24 protein-coding genes are annotated in these 19,849 nt (G+C 70.7%); 16 read left to right on the forward strand and 8 right to left on the reverse strand.

The genetic code is table 11. From position 1 onward, the window contains the following. The first annotated feature begins 154 nt into the window (after window positions 1-154). From H284_RS0112230 to araA, 3 genes are read left to right on the forward strand one after another with little or no spacing between them, the layout of a single operon-like run. Entirely contained in the window at window positions 155-1,840 is a 1,686-nt protein-coding gene (locus H284_RS0112230; protein ID WP_020076464.1) for a xylulokinase, read from the forward strand. Continuing rightward, window positions 1,837-2,562, forward strand: coding sequence for an L-ribulose-5-phosphate 4-epimerase (locus H284_RS0112235; RefSeq protein WP_020076465.1), 726 nt, complete (start codon window positions 1,837-1,839; stop codon window positions 2,560-2,562). Before H284_RS0112230 ends, H284_RS0112235 begins: the two co-directional genes overlap by 4 nt. Then, on the forward strand, window positions 2,562-4,079 hold the full coding sequence (gene araA / locus H284_RS0112240; protein ID WP_020076466.1) for an L-arabinose isomerase: 1,518 nt from the start codon (window positions 2,562-2,564) through the stop codon (window positions 4,077-4,079). The genes H284_RS0112235 and araA overlap by 1 nt, the downstream gene beginning before the upstream one ends. 27 nt (window positions 4,080-4,106) lie before the next feature. Here the strand turns inward: araA and H284_RS0112245 are convergent, their stop codons facing one another. After that, complete coding sequence (locus tag H284_RS0112245) at window positions 4,107-4,682, reverse strand: TetR/AcrR family transcriptional regulator (protein WP_020076467.1); 576 nt, start codon at window positions 4,680-4,682, stop codon at window positions 4,107-4,109. Window positions 4,683-4,768: 86 nt separating this feature from the next. Between H284_RS0112245 and H284_RS0112250 the strand changes: the two genes are divergently transcribed. Both H284_RS0112250 and H284_RS0112255 read left to right on the forward strand, forming a co-directional pair. After that, window positions 4,769-5,818 carry an aldo/keto reductase gene (locus tag H284_RS0112250; RefSeq protein WP_020076468.1) on the forward strand — a complete coding sequence of 350 codons (1,050 nt, stop codon included), beginning with the start codon at window positions 4,769-4,771 and terminating at the stop codon, window positions 5,816-5,818. Between the two features lie 168 nt (window positions 5,819-5,986). Beyond that, the gene (locus H284_RS0112255) at window positions 5,987-7,036 is read left to right on the forward strand and encodes an LCP family protein (RefSeq protein ID WP_231371203.1); all 1,050 of its coding nucleotides are present in this window, start codon (window positions 5,987-5,989) and stop codon (window positions 7,034-7,036) included. Window positions 7,037-7,048: 12 nt separating this feature from the next. Here H284_RS0112255 and H284_RS0112260 read toward each other — a convergent pair whose 3' ends face one another. Beyond that, entirely contained in the window at window positions 7,049-8,311 is a 1,263-nt protein-coding gene (locus tag H284_RS0112260; protein WP_020076470.1) for an MFS transporter, read from the reverse strand. 90 nt (window positions 8,312-8,401) lie between these two features. On the opposite strand from H284_RS0112260, the gene H284_RS0112265 reads away from it, so the two are divergent. Both H284_RS0112265 and H284_RS0112270 read left to right on the forward strand, forming a co-directional pair. Further along, on the forward strand, window positions 8,402-9,277 hold the full coding sequence (locus H284_RS0112265; protein WP_020076471.1) for a LysR family transcriptional regulator: 876 nt from the start codon (window positions 8,402-8,404) through the stop codon (window positions 9,275-9,277). Between the two features lie 76 nt (window positions 9,278-9,353). Then, window positions 9,354-10,727 carry a low temperature requirement protein A gene (locus H284_RS0112270; protein ID WP_020076472.1) on the forward strand — a complete coding sequence of 458 codons (1,374 nt, stop codon included), beginning with the start codon at window positions 9,354-9,356 and terminating at the stop codon, window positions 10,725-10,727. Here H284_RS0112270 and H284_RS0112275 read toward each other — a convergent pair. The 4 genes from H284_RS0112275 to H284_RS0112290 all read right to left on the reverse strand — a co-directional run bounded on the left by H284_RS0112275 (window position 10,674) and on the right by H284_RS0112290 (window position 13,368). Continuing rightward, window positions 10,674-11,699, reverse strand: coding sequence for a TerC family protein (locus H284_RS0112275; protein ID WP_020076473.1), 1,026 nt, complete (start codon window positions 11,697-11,699; stop codon window positions 10,674-10,676). The genes H284_RS0112270 and H284_RS0112275 overlap by 54 nt on opposite strands. 159 nt (window positions 11,700-11,858) lie before the next feature. Continuing rightward, window positions 11,859-12,215, reverse strand: coding sequence for a hypothetical protein (locus H284_RS0112280; RefSeq protein WP_020076474.1), 357 nt, complete (start codon window positions 12,213-12,215; stop codon window positions 11,859-11,861). Beyond that, on the reverse strand, window positions 12,212-12,808 hold the full coding sequence (locus H284_RS0112285; RefSeq protein WP_018192509.1) for an Asp23/Gls24 family envelope stress response protein: 597 nt from the start codon (window positions 12,806-12,808) through the stop codon (window positions 12,212-12,214). Before H284_RS0112285 ends, H284_RS0112280 begins: the two co-directional genes overlap by 4 nt. After that, a complete protein-coding gene (locus tag H284_RS0112290; RefSeq protein ID WP_018192508.1) occupies window positions 12,805-13,368 on the reverse strand; it encodes an RNA polymerase sigma factor in 564 nt (187 codons plus the stop codon). The genes H284_RS0112285 and H284_RS0112290 overlap by 4 nt, the downstream gene beginning before the upstream one ends. A gap of 222 nt (window positions 13,369-13,590) precedes the next feature. On the opposite strand from H284_RS0112290, the gene H284_RS0112295 reads away from it, so the two are divergent. The 6 genes from H284_RS0112295 to H284_RS0112320 are packed head-to-tail and all read left to right on the forward strand — an operon-like array spanning window position 13,591 to window position 15,942. Then, complete coding sequence (locus tag H284_RS0112295; RefSeq protein WP_018192507.1) at window positions 13,591-14,010, forward strand: Asp23/Gls24 family envelope stress response protein; 420 nt, start codon at window positions 13,591-13,593, stop codon at window positions 14,008-14,010. Beyond that, entirely contained in the window at window positions 14,007-14,198 is a 192-nt protein-coding gene (locus H284_RS0112300; RefSeq protein WP_020076476.1) for a hypothetical protein, read from the forward strand. The genes H284_RS0112295 and H284_RS0112300 overlap by 4 nt, the downstream gene beginning before the upstream one ends. After that, on the forward strand, window positions 14,195-14,530 hold the full coding sequence (locus tag H284_RS0112305) for a hypothetical protein (RefSeq protein ID WP_018192505.1): 336 nt from the start codon (window positions 14,195-14,197) through the stop codon (window positions 14,528-14,530). The genes H284_RS0112300 and H284_RS0112305 overlap by 4 nt, the downstream gene beginning before the upstream one ends. Further along, a complete protein-coding gene (locus H284_RS0112310) occupies window positions 14,527-15,099 on the forward strand; it encodes a hypothetical protein (protein WP_020076477.1) in 573 nt (190 codons plus the stop codon). The genes H284_RS0112305 and H284_RS0112310 overlap by 4 nt, the downstream gene beginning before the upstream one ends. After that, window positions 15,096-15,725, forward strand: a complete 630-nt coding sequence (locus tag H284_RS0112315) for a hypothetical protein (RefSeq protein WP_020076478.1) — start codon at window positions 15,096-15,098, stop codon at window positions 15,723-15,725. The genes H284_RS0112310 and H284_RS0112315 overlap by 4 nt, the downstream gene beginning before the upstream one ends. A gap of 46 nt (window positions 15,726-15,771) precedes the next feature. Further along, window positions 15,772-15,942 (forward strand): CsbD family protein, encoded by a 171-nt coding sequence (locus tag H284_RS0112320; protein WP_018192502.1) that lies wholly within the window; start codon window positions 15,772-15,774, stop codon window positions 15,940-15,942. 61 nt (window positions 15,943-16,003) lie between these two features. Here the strand turns inward: H284_RS0112320 and H284_RS0112325 are convergent, their stop codons facing one another. Next, window positions 16,004-16,726, reverse strand: coding sequence for an SDR family NAD(P)-dependent oxidoreductase (locus H284_RS0112325; RefSeq protein ID WP_020076479.1), 723 nt, complete (start codon window positions 16,724-16,726; stop codon window positions 16,004-16,006). 99 nt (window positions 16,727-16,825) lie between these two features. Here H284_RS0112325 and H284_RS21055 point away from each other — a divergent pair, with 99 nt between their 5' ends. Together H284_RS21055 and H284_RS0112335 are read left to right on the forward strand one after the other, a co-directional pair. Next, a complete protein-coding gene (locus tag H284_RS21055; protein ID WP_020076480.1) occupies window positions 16,826-16,981 on the forward strand; it encodes a hypothetical protein in 156 nt (51 codons plus the stop codon). Continuing rightward, a complete protein-coding gene (locus H284_RS0112335; protein ID WP_231371204.1) occupies window positions 16,954-17,322 on the forward strand; it encodes a hypothetical protein in 369 nt (122 codons plus the stop codon). The genes H284_RS21055 and H284_RS0112335 overlap by 28 nt, the downstream gene beginning before the upstream one ends. Before the next feature lie 19 nt (window positions 17,323-17,341). Here H284_RS0112335 and H284_RS0112340 read toward each other — a convergent pair whose 3' ends face one another. Next, on the reverse strand, window positions 17,342-17,851 hold the full coding sequence (locus tag H284_RS0112340; protein WP_231371206.1) for a hypothetical protein: 510 nt from the start codon (window positions 17,849-17,851) through the stop codon (window positions 17,342-17,344). A gap of 282 nt (window positions 17,852-18,133) precedes the next feature. Here H284_RS0112340 and H284_RS0112345 point away from each other — a divergent pair, with 282 nt between their 5' ends. Further along, window positions 18,134-19,774: a helix-turn-helix transcriptional regulator gene (locus H284_RS0112345; protein ID WP_020076482.1), complete on the forward strand. Its 1,641-nt coding sequence runs from the start codon at window positions 18,134-18,136 to the stop codon at window positions 19,772-19,774. Window positions 19,775-19,849 lie beyond the last annotated feature (75 nt).

Raw genomic sequence — 19,849 nt, forward strand, 5'->3', positions numbered from 1 at the left:
CATTCGGCACGAATCTACGGGTGCACGGGTTGGGGAGCCGGTGCAGCGCAGCGCAGCGACGCCTCCGCCGCCGCGGCACGGAGTGGCGCTCGCGACGGTGCGTGACGTATGCTCGCTGTGTCAATGTGACCGGTCACAAAGGAGTGGATGCCCCATGGTCCCAGCCGACGTCGCCTCCGCGGCCCCCGGAGCCGCGGCCGCCGCCCGCGCCCGCGAGGCCATCGAGTCGGGCCGCACCGCGCTCGGCATCGAGTTCGGCTCGACGCGCATCAAGGCCTGCCTGGTGGATGCGGATGACCCGTCGGTCGTCCTCGCCGTCGGCGCCCACGAGTGGGAGAACTCCTACGTCGACCGCCTCTGGACCTACCCGATCGAGGAGGTCTGGTCCGGCGTGCAGGAGGCGTACGCCGCCCTGGCCGCCGACGCGCAGACCCGCCACGGCGTCGCGCCGACCACCGTCGGCTCGCTCGGCGTCTCGGCGATGATGCACGGCTACCTCGCCTTCGACGAGGCGGGCGAGCTGCTCGTGCCGTTCCGCACCTGGCGCAACACGAACACGGGAGGGGCGGCGCGCGAGCTGACGGACCTGCTCGGCGTCAACATCCCGCTCCGCTGGTCGATCGCCCACCTGCACCAGGCCGTCCTCGACTCCGAGCCGCATCTCCCGCGCCTCCGCTCCGTCACAACGCTGGCCGGGTACGTGCACCGTCGGCTGACCGGACGCCATGTGCTCGGGGTCGGGGATGCGTCGGGCATGTTCCCGATCGACCCCGCGACCGGCGACTACGACGCCGAACTCGTCGGCCGCTATGACCGGCTCGCCGCCGGCCGCATCCCTCCGCTCCGCGACCTGCTGCCCGAGGTCCTGTCCGCCGGAGAACCTGCGGGCGACCTGACCGCCGAAGGCGCTGCGCTCCTCGACCCGTCCGGCACGCTGCGTCCCGGCGCGACCCTGTGCCCGCCCGAGGGCGACGCCGGCACCGGCATGGTCGCGACCGCATCCGTCGCACCGCGCACCGGCAATGTGAGCGCCGGCACCAGCATCTTCGCGATGGTCGTGCTGGAGCGTCCGCTGGCCGAGGTGCACGACGAGCTGGATGTGGTGACCACCCCCGCAGGCGACCCGGTCGCCATGGTCCACTGCAATAACGGCGCCAGTGAGCTCGCCGTGTGGGCGGGACTCTTCGGCCGGTTCGCCGCCGCGTCCGGCCGCCCCACCGATCCCGACGCCGTGTTCGATACCCTCCTCCGGGAGGCGCTGACCGGCGACGATGACGCCGGGGGCCTGCTCGCCTACAACCACCTGGCTGGCGAGCCGATCGCCGGCCTCACCGAGGGCCGTCCGCTCCTCGTCCGCACGCCCGGCAGCCGCTTCACCCTCGGCAACCTGGTGCGCGCCGAGGTCTACGGAGTGTTCGCGACCCTGGCGCTCGGGATGCGCGTCCTCGCTCACGAGGGTGTCGCGCTCGACAAGATGCTCGCCCACGGCGGCGTGTTCCGCACCGCCGGGGTCGCCCAGCGCTTCCTGGCCGGCGCCCTCGACGCTCCCGTCTCCGTCGCGCACACCGCATCGGAGGGCGGCGCCTGGGGGATCGCCGTCCTCGCCGCCTACCTGGAGGCGCGCGCCGAGGGTGGGCAGGACCTCGACACGTACCTGCGCGAGCGCGTGTTCCGCGACGTCGCCTTCGAGACCGCCGAGCCGCGGCCGGAGGACGTCGCCGGCTTCGCCGCCTACCTCGACCGCTACGACGCCGGCCTCGCCGTGGAGCGCGCGGCCGTCACCGCCCTGCCCGACACCACCGCCTCCGCCGATCGCCCAACGGAAGGATCCGACCAGTGACCGACGCCCAGACCCCGGCCACCCCGGCCCCCGAGTCCCCGGCCGTCCGCGCCGTCCGCGAACGCGTCGCCGCCCTGCACGCCGAGCTGGTCCGCTACCAGCTGGTCGTCTGGACCGGCGGAAACGTCTCCGGCCGCGTGCCGGGCGAGGACCTGTTCGTCATCAAGCCGAGCGGCGTCGACTACGACGACCTCGCGCCCGAGAACATGATCCTGTGCACCCTCGACGGCGAGGTCGTCCCCGGGTCGCTCGGCTCCGAGCGGTCGCCGTCGTCCGACACCGCCGCCCACGCGTTCGTCTACCGCAGCATGCCTGAGGTCGGCGGTGTCGTGCACACGCACTCCACCTACGCGACCGCTTGGGCGGCGCGCGCCGAGCCCATCCCGTGCGCCATCACCGCGATGGCCGACGAGTTCGGCGGTGAGATCCCGGTCGGACCGTTCGCGATCATCGGCGACGACTCCATCGGCCGCGGCATCGTGTCGACGCTGACCGGCCACCGCAGCCGCGCCGTCCTCATGCAGAACCACGGCGTCTTCACCATCGGCTCCGACGCCCGCGACGCCGTGAAGGCCGCCGTCATGGCCGAGGATGTCGCCCGCACGATGCACATCGCCCGCCAGGGTGGCGACGTCGTCCCCATCCCCCAGGAGGCGATCGACCGCCTCTTCGACCGCTACCAGAACGTCTACGGACAGACCCCGGAAGGACCCACCGCCTGATGCCGAAGCTCACCACCTCCCTCGACGTCTACGAGGTCTGGTTCCTCACCGGGAGCCAGCACCTCTACGGACCGGAGACCCTCGCGCAGGTCGCCGAGCAGTCGCGCGCCATCGCCGACGAGCTGGGCGCCACACCCGACGTGCCCGTGAAGATCGTGTGGAAGCCGGTCCTCACCGACGCAGACGCCATCCGCCGCATCATGCTCGAGGCGAACGCCGACGACCGCGTCATCGGCGTGATCGCGTGGATGCACACCTTCAGCCCCGCGAAGATGTGGATCGCCGGCCTCGACGCGCTGCAGAAGCCGCTGCTCCACCTCCACACCCAGGCGAACGTGGAGCTGCCCTGGGCCGAGATCGACTTCGACTTCATGAACCTCAACCAGGCCGCCCACGGCGACCGCGAGTTCGGCTACATCCTGACGCGCCTCGGCGTGCCGCGCACCACCGTCGCCGGGCACGTCTCGAACCCGGTCGTCTCGGCACGCGTCGGCACGTGGATGCGCGCAGCGGCCGGCCGGGCCGCCACCCGCACGCTGAAGCTCGCCCGCTTCGGCGACAACATGCGCTTCGTCGCCGTCACCGAGGGCGACAAGACCGAGGCAGAGCACGTCTTCGGCGTCCAGGTGAACACGTGGGGCGTGAACGAGCTGGCGGATGCGGTCGCCGCGGCGCCGGCCGAGGCCATCGACGCGCTCGTGGCCGAGTACGAGGAGCAGTACGACGTCGCTCCGGAGCTGCGCCGCGGCGGCGACCGCCACCAGTCGCTGCGCGACGGCGCGGCCATCGAACTGGGCCTGCGCTCCTTCCTGGAGGAGGGCGGTTTCGGCGCGTTCACGACTAGCTTCGAAGACCTGGGCGCCCTGAAGCAGCTGCCCGGGCTCGCCGTCCAGCGGCTGATGGCCGAAGGCTACGGCTTCGGCGCGGAGGGCGACTGGAAGACCGCCGTCCTGGTGCGCGCGGCCAACGTGATGGGCGCGGGCCTGCCCGGCGGCGCATCCCTCATGGAGGACTACACGTACGACCTGACGCCCGGCGACGAGCGCATCCTGGGCGCGCACATGCTCGAGGTGAGCCCGTCGCTCAGCTCGGCGACGCCGACGCTGGAGGTGCACCCGCTCGGCATCGGCGGCAAGGACGACCCGGTCCGCCTCGTCTTCACGGCGGACCCGGGTCCCGCGGTCGTCGTGGCGCTGTCGGACGTGCGCGACCGGTTCCGCCTGGTCGCCAACGTGGTCGAGGTGGTCGAGCCGTCGGCTCCGCTGCCGAAGCTGCCGGTCGGCCGCGCGGTGTGGAAGCCGCAGCCCGACTTCACGACGTCGGCGACCGCCTGGCTGGAGGCCGGCGCGGCGCACCACACGGTGATGAGCACCGCGGTCGGGGTCGAGGTCTTCGAGGACTTCGCCCGCATGCTGCGCACCGAGCTCATCGTCATCGACGACACGACGACGCTCCGCTCGGTGCGCCGCGACCTCGACGCGAACGCCGCCTACTACCGCCTCGCCCGCGGCATCTGACGCATCACCCGCGGCCGGAGCCGGATGTCAGCTCCGGCCGCTGGGTGCCGGCAGCGACGCGACCACCATCTCCAGCAGCCGGTCCGCCTGCGCGAGGCCGCCCGGTCCGGCCGGGACCCGCCAGAGCGCGCTGAGGAGAAGCAGGATGTCGCCGGGGTCGGCTCCTGGCTCAATGTCGCCGTCGGCGACCGCCGCATCCAGCAGTCGTCCGATCGCGTTGGTCACCGGCGCGTAGGTGGCGTCGATCACCTCTTGCGCCGAGGGGCTGGCCAGCGCTTCCCCGAGCCCGTGCTTGATGCGCACCAGCTCGGCCAACTGCCGCGACCAGCTGCGAAAGGCGTCGAGCGGCGGTTCTTTCGCCAGCAGCTCGTCCACCGCGCCTTCGAGCCCGTCGATCTCCGCCGCGTAGACGGCGAGCAGCAGCGCTTCACGCGTGGGGAAGTGCCGGTAGAGGGTTCCGGCGCCGACGCCAGCGAGCTTGCCGATCTGGTTGAGCGACACGTCGGGGTTCTCGCGGAAGGCCGTCGCGGCGACGTCGAGGATGCGCGCGCGGTTACGCTGCGCGTCGGCGCGGGTGGCGTCGGCTCGTCGGGGTTCCGGCATGCGTCTCCTTGCTAAACGGAGAATTCTCCGTTACCGTCGTAAATCAAGCGGAGAGTTCTCCGCTCACGTCTATTCAAGGAGTTCTCATGCAGTATCGCAAGCTCGGGACCACCGGCCTCGACGTCTCCCCGATCGCCATCGGCGCCATGAGCTACGGCGAACCCGACCGTGGCCACCCCGTCTGGTCGAAAGGGGAGGAGGAGGCCAGACCTCTCATCAAGCACGCGCTGGAGGCGGGCATCAACTTCTTCGACACCGCCAACATGTACTCGAACGGCTCCAGCGAGGAGATCCTGGGCCGTGCACTCCGCGACTTCGCCGATCGCGACGACGTCGTGATCGCGACCAAGGTCCGCCACCCGATGCGGCCGGGTCCGAACGGCCGCGGCCTGTCGCGCAAGGCGATCCTGGCGGAGGTCGATCACTCCCTGCAACGCCTGGGCACCGATTACATCGACCTCTACCAGATCCACCGCAACGACCAATCGACCCCCTGGGAGGAGACGCTCGAAGCGCTGAACGACATCGTGAAGGCCGGCAAGGTCCGTTATCTCGGGGCGTCCTCGATGTTCGCGTGGGAGTTCGCGAAGGCCCTCAACCTGCAGAAGCAGCACGGCTGGGCGCGCTTCGTCACGATGCAGGATCACTACAACCTGCTCGCTCGCGAGGAGGAGCGCGAGATGATCCCGCTCTGCCTCGACGAGGGCGTCGGCACCATCATCTGGAGCCCGCTCGCCCGCGGCCGCCTCGCGCGCGCCTGGGATGACGCGCGGGCGACGGCGCGCTCGGAGACCGACGGCGACTACGCCGACCTGCTGTACTCGCCCGCCGAGGAGGCATCCAATCGCGCCATCGTGAATGCCGTCGGAGAGGTCGCGGCGGCGCACGGTGTGAGCCGCGCGGCGGTCGCCCTGGCGTGGCTGCACCGCCAGCCGGTCGTCACCGCGCCGCTCGTCGGGGCGGGATCCATCCAGCAGATCGACGACGCGATCGCCTCCCTGGATGTCGAGCTCACGGAGGACGAGGTGACGGCGCTGATCGCTCCGTACACCCCGCGGCACGACTTCCAGGGCGTCTCGGACGAGGCGACGATGAACGCGATCCGCGCGCGGGTTCCGGGAATGGCCCTCAGCTGAGGGCCCCGCGAACTGGGGGTAACCGGGGTACAAACTATGTCCTCATTAACGGGGACTTCTGAGGATAACAAGCGTAGCCTCGAACGCAGATGAGAAATCCTCATCTCGCCCGAAAGCTCGAGCGAAGTCAGATGAGACGCTCCTGGGGGAGTGCCGGAGACGGTCATCATGATCGCGCAGACCACACGTTCACCGCACCGCTGGCACCGCCGCACGCCGCGGACCTCACATCGGCGCTCGCCGCTCGCCATCGTGCTGACCACGCTCCTCGCCGTCGCCACCGTGGTGGCGGGCTGCCTCGTCGGCGGCGGACTGTTCTACGCGGGCAGCGTCGCGTCGACCTTCAACTCGACGGTGACGCACATTCCGCGTGCGTTCCCTCCAGCGGAGACACGGCCGACCCCCGTCTCGACCGGCGCCATGAACATCCTGCTCATCGGCTCCGACTCCCGGGGAGACCCGACGACCGTCGGGCAGGCCACCGAGTCCAACCAGCGCTCCGACACCATGATGCTCGTGCACATCGACGCGGACCGGAAAGACGTGTACATCATGTCGATCATGCGCGACCTCTGGGTTCCGATCCCCGGCAAGGGCACGGCCAAGATCAATGCCGCGCTCGCCTGGGGAGGCACTCCGCTGGTGATCCAGACGGTCGAGCAACTGCTCCAGACGCACATCGACCACGTCGCGATCATCGACTTCCAGGGCCTCGAAGGGATGACGGACGCGCTCGGCGGAGTGGATGTGGACAGCCCGGTCGGCTTCACCACGGTCAAGAAGCCGCATTACACCTTCGTTCAGGGCATGAACCACCTCGACGGCGCCCAGGCTCTCGCCTTTGCTCGGGAGCGGTACGCGTTCCCGACGGCGGACTACCAGCGGGTGGCCAACCAGCAGGCCCTCCTGCGGGCCATCGTCGCCAAGCTGCTCAGCCGCGGGACGCTCACCGACCCCGCCGCCGTGACGTCGTTCGCCGGTGCGACCGGCCGATACCTCAGTCTCGACGAGCAGTTCGACCTCCCGACGATGATCGGGCTGGCGGCGAGCATGCGCCTCGACGGTCCCTCCAGCATCCACGCCTTCACGATGCCGACCGCCGGAACCGGGACCTCATCCGACGGCCAGTCGATCGTCAACGTGGATGAGGGGTCACTCCCGGCTCTCCGCTCCGCACTCGCTGACGATGCTCTCGGGACGTTCACCTCGGTGCACTGAGACCGGACGGGGTCAGGCCCGGCGCAGCATCCGCAGGCCGGCCGGCACCGACAGGGCGGCGACCGCGGCGACGAACACCACCAGCACCGGCACCAGCGGCCAGAAGATAAGCGCCACGCCGACGAGCAGTACGGGCACCGCCAGACCGATGTACGCGATGAGGAAGATCGCGGCGAGCACCTCGCCGCGGCGCTCCGGGGCGGCGAGGGAGGCCGCCGCGGCGATCGCCGAGCGGAACTGCAGGCCGACACCGGCGCCCGCCAGCACACCGCTGACCAGGAAGACCGCGAACGAGGCCGTCAGCACGCCGGCTGCGAGGCCCGCGAGCCCGACGAGCATGAGGACGAGGGCCAGGATCAGCTGCGCGCGGGCGGAGACCCGGGCGAAGACGATCTGCGAGATCGCCGACGCCGCGAACACCGCGAACGGAACGAACCCGGCCAGCAGGTGCGAGGTCTGGTGGAGGGTCACGACGAGCACGCTGGGCGCGAGAGACGTGAACAGACCGAAGACGGCGAAGCCGGCGAAGGCGGCGACGGCCGCGGCGGAGAACGCTCCACGCGCCTCGGCGGGCAGCGAGATCCGCTGCGGACGGTAGGCCGGGCGCTCTTCGGCGCGCTCCACCGTCTCGGGGACGAGGGCGACGGCGACGGCCGCGACCGCGAGCACGACGAGGAACACGGCGTACGGGAGCAGCAGCGGCTCGGGCAGGAACTGCGCGAACGCTCCGCCGATCAGCGGGCCGAGCGCGAGTCCGCCCGTGTTGACGACCGTGGAGACGGTCCCGGCGGTCGCGGGGCCCTCGTCCGGTCGGGCGACGGCGCGCAGCTCGCTGAGGTGCGCGGTCGCGCTGGCCGTGAGGGCGCCGACGCCGATGCCGGAGAGAGTGCGCGCGACGATCAGGCCGGCGACATCGTTCCAGACCAGGAAGAGGGCGGCGGAGACGATCTCGATGAGGACGGCGATGAGCACCATCCGGCGTCGGCCTGCGATGTCGCTGAGGTGGCCGATGAGGAAGAGGCTGGCGATGACGCCGACCGCGTACGCGGCGAAGATGACGGTGACCACCCAGGTGGGGAAGCCGTCGCGCGCCTGGTAGAACGCGTACAGCGGAGTGGGGATGGTCGAGAAGGCCATCACCGCGAGGAACGCCGCCGCGATGACCCAGAAGCCGGCGCCGTGGCGCAGGCGGAAGGAGCGCCGGGTGCGGCCCGGTGCGGTCTCCATCCGAGGAGTGGAGCCGGTGGGGGCGGAGAAGTCGAGCGTGCTGGTCATGCTTCGATAGTGCTCCTCGCTGCCTATCGAGTCCAACGGAAATAGACGATGCTGACGATCGTTCTGCTCGATAGTACGTAGGATCGACCCATGGACACCCGTCAGCTCGAATACCTGGTCGCGGTTGCCGACGAGCGCAGCTTCACGCGGGCCGCCGAGCGCGTCTTCGCCGCACAGTCCACCGTGTCCGCGGGAATCCAGAGCCTCGAGCGGGAGCTCGGTGCCGCCCTGTTCGAGCGGGACGCCCACGGCGTCCGCCCGACCGAGGTGGGCGAGGCGGTTCTCGCGGAAGCCCGGGCGGCTCTCGAAACCGTCGAGAGGATGCGCGACCTGGCCGGCGATCAGGGGCCGCTTCGCGGGACGGTGCGGGTCGGCATCTTCACCAACCTGCAGAGCGTCGATCTGCCCGGCATCATGGGCGAGTTCCACCGACGCCACCCCGACGTCGACCTCCGGCTCGGCCCATCGCCCGGGGGCTCGACCGGTCTGGTCGAAGACGTCCGGCAGGGTCGGCTGGACATCGCGTTCCACGGCCTGCCCGAGACGGTTCCCGACCTCCTGACGCGCCATCTGGTCGACTCCCCGTTCCTGGCGGTGCTGCCGGAGGGACATCCCCTCGCGCGCCGCCGCTCGGTCGCGCTCGCCGACCTGGCGGAGGAGGCCTGGGTGGATTCGCGCGCCGGCTTCGGCAACCGGGTCACTCTCGACCGCGCGTTCGCGGCGCTCGGTCTGACTCGGCGCGTACCCACCGAACTGGCCGACCTCGGCGAGATCCCGCGCTTCGTCGCCGCCGGTCTGGGCGTGGCCGCCCTGCCGGAACTCACGATCATCCCCGCCGAGGGAGCCGTCACGCGCCCGCTGCGGGAGCCGGTGGGCTGGCGGCTGAACGCGATCGCCCGTCCACGCCCCGGCCGCGCCGCCGAAGCGCTGCTGACGCTGCTCGCGGAGCGCATCCACGGCGCCTGATCGGGCGTACCGGCGAGAGCTGCGCCAAGGCTTCCCTGCACAGCCGGGATGCGCGAGACTCGGCCCGGGAGGTCACGTGAGCGGCGAACCGGACACCACGGAGGAGCTGCGGCATGAGCTGCGGCACCGGATCAGACCCATGCGCGGCCGCGACCCGCGGGAGCGGGGTCGCACGACGACGCCTCTCGAGCTGCTTTACGACCTGACCTACGTCGTGGCGTTCGCCACCGCGTCCGACCTGCTCGCCCAGCAGCTCAGCCACGGGGACATCTGGCCGGCGCTCGGCGCCTACATCTTCGCCGTGTGGGCGGTGAGCTGGGCGTGGCTGAACTTCACCTGGTTCGCGTCCGCATACGGCAACGACGACCTCCTGTTCCGCATCGCGACGATCGTGCAGATGATCGGCGTGATCGTGCTCGCCTACGGGCTCCCGGTGAGTTTCGAGCGGGCATCGCACGGGGAGAGCCCCAACAACCTGCTGATGGTGAGCGGATACATCATCATGCGTGTGCCGCAGATCCTGCTCTGGCTGCGGGCGGCGCGGGAGGACCCGTCCCACCGCAAGAACGCCATGTCGTACGTCCTCATCATCTCGGTCGCCCAGGTCGCCTGGCTGCTGACCGCGATCGTCCCTCTCCCGGTGGGGGTGACGGTGACCGCGCTGATCGTCGTGGCGCTCTTCGAGATGATCGCTCCCGTGGTCGCCACGCGCAGCTACGGCTTCTCGCCGTGGAACGCCGGGCACCTCGCGGAGCGCTTCGCCCTGCTCACGCTGATCACCCTCGGAGAAGTGATCGCGGCGACGACCGCTGCGGTCGGAACACTGACCCAAGCGGTGGGATGGTCGCCCGAGGCCGTGCTCATCGCCTCCTCGGGGCTCGTGATGGCGGCCGCCGTCTGGTGGACCTACTTCCTGGTGCCGTCGCGGTGGGTGCTGGAGCGGCGGCCGGAGCGGGCGTTCCCCTGGCGGTACGCCCACCTGGCACTGTTCGGATCCATCACTGCGATCGGCGCCGGGCTGCACCTGACCACGATCGCAATGGAGCACGGCGGGGTGTCCCTGCTCGGGATCGCGCTGGCGCTGGCGGTTCCCCTCGCGATCACCATCGTCCTGGTCTTCCTCACCTGGAGCGTGCTCCTTCATTCGTTCGACTCCACGCATCTGCCGCTGCTGCTGCTCACCCTCGCGCCGCTCGTCGGCGCGGTCGTCGTCGGCGCGACGACATATCCCGGGCAGGCGATCGACCTCGACCAGCGGGGGTCGCTGACGAGCCTCAGCGTGGTGATCGGGCTGGTGGCTGCGGGCGCCGTGATCGAGGTGGTCGGCCACGAACTGGTGGGCTTCGGGCATACCGTCCGCGCGTGGAAGGCCGACGCCGCGGCGCGGCCGGCCGGCTCAGTCGGTGCCGGGCCGAGTGTTGCCGACGGGGACGGCATCTCCGGCCCCTGACGCCTTACGGTTGTCGGCACGCGTCTTCAGGAGGCTCGCGGTTGCGGCGACCGCGATCGTCGCTCCGATGAACAGGAGCGAGAACCAGGTCGGGATCTCGGGGATCCACTCCACGTGCCGGCCGCCGTTGATGAAGGGCAGCTCGTTGACGTGCAGTGCGTGGAAGACGAGCTTGATGCCGATGAAGCCGAGGATGACGGCGAGGCCCTGCGACAGGTAGACGAGCCGCTCGAGCAGGCCGCCGATGAGGAAGTACAGCTGGCGGAGTCCCATCAGGGCGAAGGCGTTGGCGGTGAAGACGATGTACGCCTCGCTGGTGAGACCGTAGATCGCGGGGATGGAGTCGACGGCGAAGACCACGTCGATGAGGCTGATCGCGATGATGGTCAGCAGCATCGGGGTGACGAACCGGCGCCCGTCCTTCTTCACCGTGAGCCGGTCGCGGTTGTACTCGTCGGTGACGGGCAGGTGCCGCCGGATGAACCGCATGACCCGGTTGTTCGCCGGGTCGGAGTCGTGGGAGCCGAACGCCTGACGCCACGCCAGGAAGAGCAGGAGGGCGCCGAAGAGGTAGAACACCCACGAGTAGTTCTCGATGAGCCCGGCTCCGACGGCGATGAACGCGCCGCGGAGGATCAGCGCGATGATGATGCCGATCATCAGCACCTTCTGCTGGTACGCCTTGGGCACGGCGAACGCCGACATCAGCAGCAGGAAGACGAACAGGTTGTCGACCGAGAGCACCTTCTCGGTGAGGTAGCCGGCGAAGTATTCGCCGCCGTAGGTCCAGCCGGACACCATGCCGATCCCGACGCCGAACAGCAGCGCCAGGCCGATGTAGAACGCGGACCAGCGGGCGGACTCGCCGATGGTCGGCTCGTGCGGCTTGCGCACGTGGGCGAAGAACTCGTAGACGAAGAACGCGATCGTGACGGCGATCGTGATGATCCAGATGAGCGGGGTAACCTGCACCGGGAACTCCCAAGGGGTAGGCGGAACGTCTCGCCAAGGTCTCCTCCGCCCCGACCGGATCGACGATCTCGGTTCGGGACCAATGGCCCGGGATGCGATGGCGCATCCGTAATGACGGGCTCACTGCCGACGGGAGTACTCCCCTTGTTGTCGTCCAGCCTATCGGCGGTCGGCCTGAGGAAGTGCTGACAAATCGGCGTCCGTCGTCTCGATCGACGCGGCGGTGACCTCGATAACGGCGTCCGGGATGCCTGCTGCCTGCGACCACGCCCGAGCGGCGGCGTAGACGTCTCGGCAGACGGCCGCGGCTGGGCGCCCCGTGCCCACCCCGATGCGGATCGCGATGCGTCCAGGGGCGACCGCGATCTGGTCGGCGGGTGCGCCGCTGATGGCCGACGCGACCACTGCCGAGACCTGGCCGGCGAGGCTCGCAGCGGGGTAGAGCCGGGTCACCCCGGGCACGCGCCCGACCAGGTCGGCGAGGTCGGCGGCCGGAGCCTCGTGTGTCGCGCTCATGCCAGCCCCCCGTCCGGCGCACGCCCGGCGCGCACATCCGTCACCGTCACGTCGACCGAGGCGACATTCACCTCGGCGTGCTGCGCGAGCTCGGCGGCGACCGCTTCACGCACTTCGGCGGCGACAGCGTCGAGCGGATCGCCGTAGCGCACGGAGATCTCGACGTGAACCGCGATGGGCGAACCGATCGTCTCGAGCTCGCCGTCGAGCCGGCACCGGCCGACGATCACCCCGTCGATCCCGTCGCCCACTCCGCGCACCAGAGCGCGCACGGCGCCCTCGGTCAGCGCCAGGTCCGCGCTCGGATCGGGGTGGGCGAGCGGAACACGCCGGCCGGACTGCACGTCCAGACGGATGCCGTCGAGGATGCGGCCCACCCATCCGTCGTCGGCGGAGGACTGCTCGGCCTCGGCATCCAACAGGTCCCGGGTGGTGCGGCTGAGGCGTGCGAGCGACTCCAGCGCGGCGCGGCACTCGGGGGAGCCGTCGATGCTCGGATCGGCGGGAGTACGCCCACGCGCCAGGTAGTCGCTCAACTCGTCGAGCGTGTGACCGTCGATGAGCTCGTCGCCGGGGAGGTACGGGTCGGTCATCGCCAGTCCTCCATCGCCTCGAGCAGTCGTCTCCGTCCGCGCGCGAGCTGCCCGCGGACCGTCGATACGGGGATGTCGAGCTCCTGCGCGATTTCGTCGTAACTGTACTGTCCCACCTCGCGGAGCACCCAGCATCTCCTCTGCAGCTCGGGAAGCCCGTCGAGCGCGCGGCCGAGAGCCTCGTTCGCGGTCCGCACCTCCGTGAGGTGCTCCGGCCCGGTGTCGGCGGGCGCGGCGGCATCCACCTCGGTCACGTCGTCGTATTCGTGCCGGGCGCGGATCCGATCGAGGCATCGACGGCTCAGGATGCGCATGAGCCACGACTTCACAGCCGCGCCCTCCTGGAGTTCCCCGAGCCGGCGCCAGGCGGTGACGAACGTCTCCTGCACGACGTCGTCGGACTCGTACGTCGAGCCGAGCATGCGGGCGGCGTAGGCGCGCATCAGCGGGCCGTGGCGGCGGACGAGGACCTCGAACGCCACTGTGTCGCCATCGGCCGCACGGCCGGCGAGAGTGTCGTCGCTCGCCTCGGAGAGTGCGTGCACATCGGACCGCGCCACCCTCTCTCCTTCCGCACGCCGACTGTCGCGCCGGATCCGGAGTCCCAGGCGCCGCCGGCCTCTTGATCCTACGGCCGATTCTGTTAGAACGGGTAGTAACTAGCCAGGCGAGACGATTGAGCGAATTCTCAGGTTCTCGCCGTGACGAACGGCCCCGCCGCTCCGTCACAGAAGTGCGACCTGATCGAACGGGCCGCGCGAAACGGATCGGAAGGACACGACATGGCAACCACCACATCCACCACCGCGGTTCCGGGGGAGCCCACCGTCGGCAAGACGGTCATCAGCGACGCGGTCGTCGCGAAGGTCGCCGGCATCGCGGCCCGCGAGGTCCCCGGGGTGCACGCCCTGGGCGGCGGGGCCGCTCGGGCACTCGGCGCGCTGCGCGACGCGATGAACGCGACCGACCTCGGTCAGGGCATCAGCGTCGAGGTCGGCGAGAAGCAGGTCGCGGCGGACGTGACGATCGTCGCCGAATACCCGGTGGCGCTCCAGAAGGTCGCCGCCGACGTCCGTGCCGCCATCGTCCAGGCGATCGAGCGCATCGTCGGCCTGGAGGTCACCGAAGTCAATGTGACCATCAACGACGTGTACGTGCCCAGCGACGACGACGACAACGAGCAGGAAGCCCGGGTCCAGTGACCGCCCCCCGCTTCGGCGCCCTGATCGGGGGCGGCCTGGCGGTCGTCTGGGCGGCGTTCGGCTTCTGGGTCTTCGTCGGCGTGGCCGCTGCCGCGCTGGTCGGCTACCTCGTCGCGCGCATCCTGGGCGGAGAGGTCGACCTGGGCCGCCTCGCCGACGCGCTGCACGGCCGGCGCTCGTCGTCATGACCGCCGGACGCGATCGCTTCGAGCGCATCGCGCTCGAGCATCTGGCGCGAGCCGTGGCCGCCGACGAACTCGGTGTCGGCGTGACCGACGTCTCCGCCACGGTACGGGACGAGTCCGGCGCGCTCGCCGTACGGCTGGCCACTCCGATCGCGGTGTCGTCTCTCCGGTCTCTGCGATCGGCGGGCGCGGGAGGCGTCCAGCCCCTCGCGGAGCGTTTGACCGAAGCAGGGGCGCAGGTCCGCGCGCGCCTCGGATCCCTCACCGGCCTCGAGGTCGCGCGCGTCGACCTCCGGGCGACGGGTGCCGTGATCAGCGAGAGGAGAGTGCGATGAGCCGGGTCGAGTCCCGAATCGTGCGGCGCGAGACCCACTCGCCCCGCACGGTCGCCGCGGCCTGCGTCGCGATCGTCCTCGTCGTCGCGGTGGCGTGGCTGGCGGTGGAAGGCATCCTCCATCTGCTCGGGATGCGCCCGCTCCTGTTCTCTCCGCGCGCTCTGCTGACTGCGCTCGCCGCGGCGCCTTCGGCCGGCACCCCCCTGCTCGTCGCGGTCGCCGCCATCGCCGGAGTCGTCGGCGTAGTGCTGGTCGCGCTCGCCGTTCTCCCCGGCCGCCGGCCGCGACGTGTGCTCCGCGGCGAGCGGGCGGTCGTCGTGGCGGACGACGAGATGCTCGCCTCCGCCCTCGCCCGTCGCGCCTCCCGGGCGGCGGCGGTGTCCCCGGATGCGGTGACCGTCAGCCTGGGCCGGCGAACCGGTGTGGTGCGCATCGCGCCCGTCAGCGGGATGCGCGTGAACCGCGACGAGGTGCGGATCGCGGTCGCGGAGGAGTTCGACCGCGCACACAGCACGGGGTCCATGCGCTTCAGCATCCTCGTCTCTCCCACAGGAAAGGTCGGATCGTGAACGACACCAACCGCGTCATCAACCGGCTGCTGCTCGCCGCGACCGGCATCGCCCTGCTGGCCGTCGCGGGTCTCGCGGTCGCCCTGATCGCCGTGCCGGACGCCGGGCGGCTCTGGCGAGGCATCGGGCGCTCCGCCACGACGGCCGCCGACGGCGTGTTCGGGGTGCACCTGTGGCCCGGGACCACGCTCAGCCTCGCGGCGCTGATCGCGCTGGCCGTCGCCGCGCTGTTCGTGATCCTGCTCATCGTGCAGGTCGTCCGCGCCGGGCGCGGAGCGACCTCCACCGTTCTCACGCTCTCGACGCCGGACGGCTCCGTCGAGCTCGATGCGGCCGTCCCGGCCGCGCTCCTCACCGAGCAGCTGAAGCCGGTCCCCGGCGTCGCCGGCGTCGCCGTCAGCGCGTACCGCGTACGCCGGACACCGGCCTTGAAGGTGACGGTCCGCTGTCGACGCGGCGCCTCTCCGCGCGAGGTGGCGGATGCGGTCGACGAAGCGGTCGCACTTCTCGACTCCGCCCTCGGCACTACTCTTCCCGTTTTCGCGCAGCTGGTGGGCGGCTTCCGTTCCCGGCTGCAGGCGGCGACGCGGGTCGACACGTCCACGAGCGCCGCCCGGCCCTCGTGACGCACCCGAAACACCCCACGAGAAACAACAGAGAAAGGAGACAGCCATGAGTGCTGCCGACAAGATCAAGAACACCGCTCAGGAGCTCAAGGGCAAGGCCGAGGAGGCCATCGGAAAGCTCACCGACGACGACAAGAAGGTCGCGGAGGGCAAGGCCGACCAGGCCGCCGCCAAGACGAAGAACGTCGGCGAGGACATCAAGGACGTCTTCAAGTAAGACCCCCCGGAAGCGCCGCGGCCGAGTGCCGCGGCGCTTCGTCGTCTCTGCTGCCCAGCCCTCACAGGCTGGTGCCGGTGTGCTCCCGCAGGCCGGCGACGACCGCATCCTGGAACGCCCGATCGGTGGCGGCGGGATGCGGTCGCTGCTGCCGCTGGTGGTGCCAGTACGCCGAGGTGCGCGTCTCCGGGTCTTCGCCCTCGGCGAGCCAGACCTGCGTGCGGTGACCGAGCTCGAGGTCGTCGGGCGCGTTGCGGCCGCCCATCCGCGTGGGCACCCAGCCCGGATCCACCGCGTTGCTGGACACGCCGGGACGGAGGCGGGGGAGCGCCGCCGCGAGCGCCGTCACGATCAGTTTGCTGTCCGAGTACGACGCGGTGCGCGTCCGCCCCGACCAGTCGAGTCCGTCGAGCGTCGCGTGGCCGCCGCGGTGCATCCCGCTGCTGAGGTAGACGTGGCGTTCGGCCGGGACCAGCGCGGTCAGGAGGTAGGGGGCGACCACGTTGACCGGGAGGATGCCCGGGCCGTCGATCACCCCGGCATTGTGGATGATCGCATCCACGCCGCCGGCGTCCGCCACCTCACCGGCGAGCGCCCGCACCTGCTCCTCATCGGAGAGCTCCGCCGCCAGGATCACCCCGTCGTCGCCCAGCGCATCCCGGAGCTCGCCGGCCCGGTCCAGGCTGCGGACGTGGCCGACCACGGTGTGGCCGTGCTCCGCCAGCTCGCGTGCGGCACCGAGGCCGAGCCCGCTCCCTGCGCCGGTCACCAGAATCCTCGCCATGTCGTCCTCCTCAGTCGAGACGCCATCCACGTTCGGGGTTGGCGAAGATCGCGTCAAGGGCCTTGGCCGGCGAGGGCTCTCGCTCGACGGTGACCCTCCGTGCCCGGCACCGTCACCTTCGAGCTCGCGCCCGGCGCACCGACCACGTCGAGTGGGGCTGCGGTCGACTTGTGCTTCGTGGTCACCGCGGGTGTCTCGCTGACGCAGTCGCAGACGGGGAGTGCGACGTGGCAGCTGCAAGCCGCTTCGCACTGACGCCCTATTGCAGCTGGAACTCGGTGATCACCACCACGGCTCTGATCTTCACCTGGGCGCCTCCGGCGGGTTACGCATCCACGTCGGTCCGCATCACGGCGCAGAAGGGCGGCGCAACGCAAGTCATCACCGGGGCGACGACGACATCGTCGGGCGGCGTGTACACGACGACGGTCCCGGTCAGCCTTCTGAACGCGCTCGGCAGCCTTCTCGGCGCCACCGTCGTCATCCACCTGGCGGTTGTCGATCAACCGACCGGCCGGCTGTCGAAACCGGTGGACTACACCTGGACGATGACGCTGGCCGGGATCGCGGTCTCCTGCTCGGGGCAGCCGACCTGACTCGAACCGATGTCCCGACTCAGGCTGGCGGGTCTCCGGCGGAGGGGTCGGCTACTTCGATGACGACGGGCGAGTCCTGCGTCTCGTCCGGCATCCGCCAGACGCGCGCCACGGCCCCGACGTCGGGCACGGCTGCCAGGGGAAGCGAGCGTGCCGACATCGTTCGCGGACGCCATCGGGCGCGAAGGGTCGACCGGTCGGCCATGACGACCTGGATGTCGAACGTCGACACCGCTCCGTCCTCGGAGAGGTTGACGGCACGGTTCACGACTCGTCCGGTCTCTGCTCGTGCGTGGGACCGGACGTGCAGCCACCGCGTGTTCAGGGCCCGCTCCTGGTTCGCCTCGATGACCGACCCCCGGAATACCCCCCACAGCGATGCAGCGAGACCGGCGATGACCACGGTGAACAGCACGTCGAACCACAGCCCGGGGGTATCGGCCGTCCAGATCCCGGCGATCATGGCGCCGGCCGCAATCGACGCGCCTGTATTGACGACAGCCAGCACTGTTCGACCGGCGGCGCCCATGCGGTGAGGGAAACCGAGCTGCTGGGGTGGAGCGGCCGGCGCACCGAGAGAAGGGAGCAGGTGAACGACGTGCGCTTCGGCGTCATCACGAGGCGTTCTCCGAACCACGGCATCAGGATACGCGCCGAGTGGGCCGGCGGCCTCCTTTCCGACCGATGGAGGCCGTGGAAGACCCGCTCCGCGGGGAGCCGCCATCCGAGTGGGCCGCCGGTGAATGTTCCCGACACGTCATTACGATGAAGTGGACGCCACTCCTTACTACCCGAACCTGGAGTACACGCAATGAGCTCGTTCTCCGATGAGTCCGCGCACTCCTTCTCCGCGGGCGCCGACCCCGAGCCCGACAGTGATGACGACATCCGGCTGACGATCGATCGGGACGTGCTCCGGCTGTTCCAGGATGCTGTCGACGCGGCCGACTATGACGCGGCGACGGCCGTCGTCCGGGACCACTGGTTCGATGTCGTCATCGGGATCCGGCTGGGCTTCGCGCAGGTCGCCGAGCGCATCCCGCCGGCAGCGCTTCACACGCGGCCGCTGCTCATGATGCTGCTCGGAATCGCCTACAACCTGCAGCCGAACCGGCGGATGAAGGGGTTGCGCTACTTCGTCGGAGCGGCCCGGGCCGCGCGCCAGGGCGTAGACCGGGTGGGACCTGTCGACCGCGCGCTCATTCTCGCCAGCGAGAGCGCCGCCTACCGGCTGATCGGGCGCCCGCGCCTCGGGATCGCGCCGGCGCGGAAGGCCGTCGCAGCCCTGGACGGCCTCACCCTGGATCAGCGCGCCGCCGTGCAGGCGTTGTCGCGCATCTACGCGCACGTGGGCACGACGCAGTACTACGCGGGCCAGGTCGATTCGGCCCTGGAGACGTTCGAGAAGGGCATGGCCGAATCGCCTCCCACCGGATACTCCTCCGGCTTCGCCAACATCGCGATGACGGCAGGCATCCACGCGCTGAGGGGCGACATCCACGAGGCGATGGCCTCCATCGAACTGGCCCAGGACGAGCAGTGGACCGCCCAGCAGCGCTCCTGGTATCCGGGAACCTTCTACCGCGTCGCCCAGGCGATCGTGGCGCTGGAGCAGTTCGACGCAGCGACGGCGCGCGACCAGCTGGCGGCGATGACCCACGATCGCCGGACGATCGAGCACTGGCGCGCCATCGCGTCGACCGAGGCGCTCGTCGACCTCGTCGCGGGCCGGCCCTCCGCCGGCCTCGCGGGGATCGACGCGTTCGCTGCGCTCCGCGGTGCGGAAGGTCGCGGGATGGCGGCTCGCCGCGAGCTCGCACCGTGTCGGGCGCTGCTGCACATCGCGCTCGGCGACCTCACCACCGCGTCGGCGGTGCTTCGGCAGCTGGAGCCGGGCAGCGTCCACCGCCACGTCGGCCTCGCCCGCGTCGAGCTGGCCCTCGGCAACACGGGTGCTGCGCTCCAGCAGGTGCGCCGGGCCGCCGGATCCCCGATGGACTCGCGTACGCGCGCCGAGGCGCTGGCTCTGGAGGCCGCCGCGCTGCTGCGGTTCTCCAGCGGTCCTCGCCGCGAGACCGCCGTGGATCAGCTGGGCGAACTCCTCCGCGCAACGGGACAGCGGCTCGCCGTCGCGCTGATTCCCGTGGACGACTTCCCGGCCGTGCGCGGCGCCCTCGACGGCGCCGGCTTCGGCGACGTGCTCGCCGGCGTGCCGGCCCATTCCCTGCTGTTGCCGCTGCCGGAGGGAGAAGCGCTGAGCAAGCGCGAGCTGGCCGTGCTGGAGGTCTACCTGCGCACCCCGCGCGTGCCCCAGGTCGCGGAGGAGCTCGGCGTCTCGGTGAACACGGTCAAGAGCCAGATCCGCAGCATCTACCGGAAGCTGGATGTGTCGAACCGCGATGAGGCGATCGCCGTCGCGCTCGACCGGCACCTGGTGCGGCTGCCCGACTGACGTTCGCCGCAGCCGGGCCGCCGCCCGGGCGCAGCACGATGCTCGATTCGTTCAAGACTTGACCCGGGCGCCATC

The organism is Cryocola sp. 340MFSha3.1, from assembly GCF_000383315.1.
Classification (GTDB): domain Bacteria; phylum Actinomycetota; class Actinomycetes; order Actinomycetales; family Microbacteriaceae; genus Leifsonia.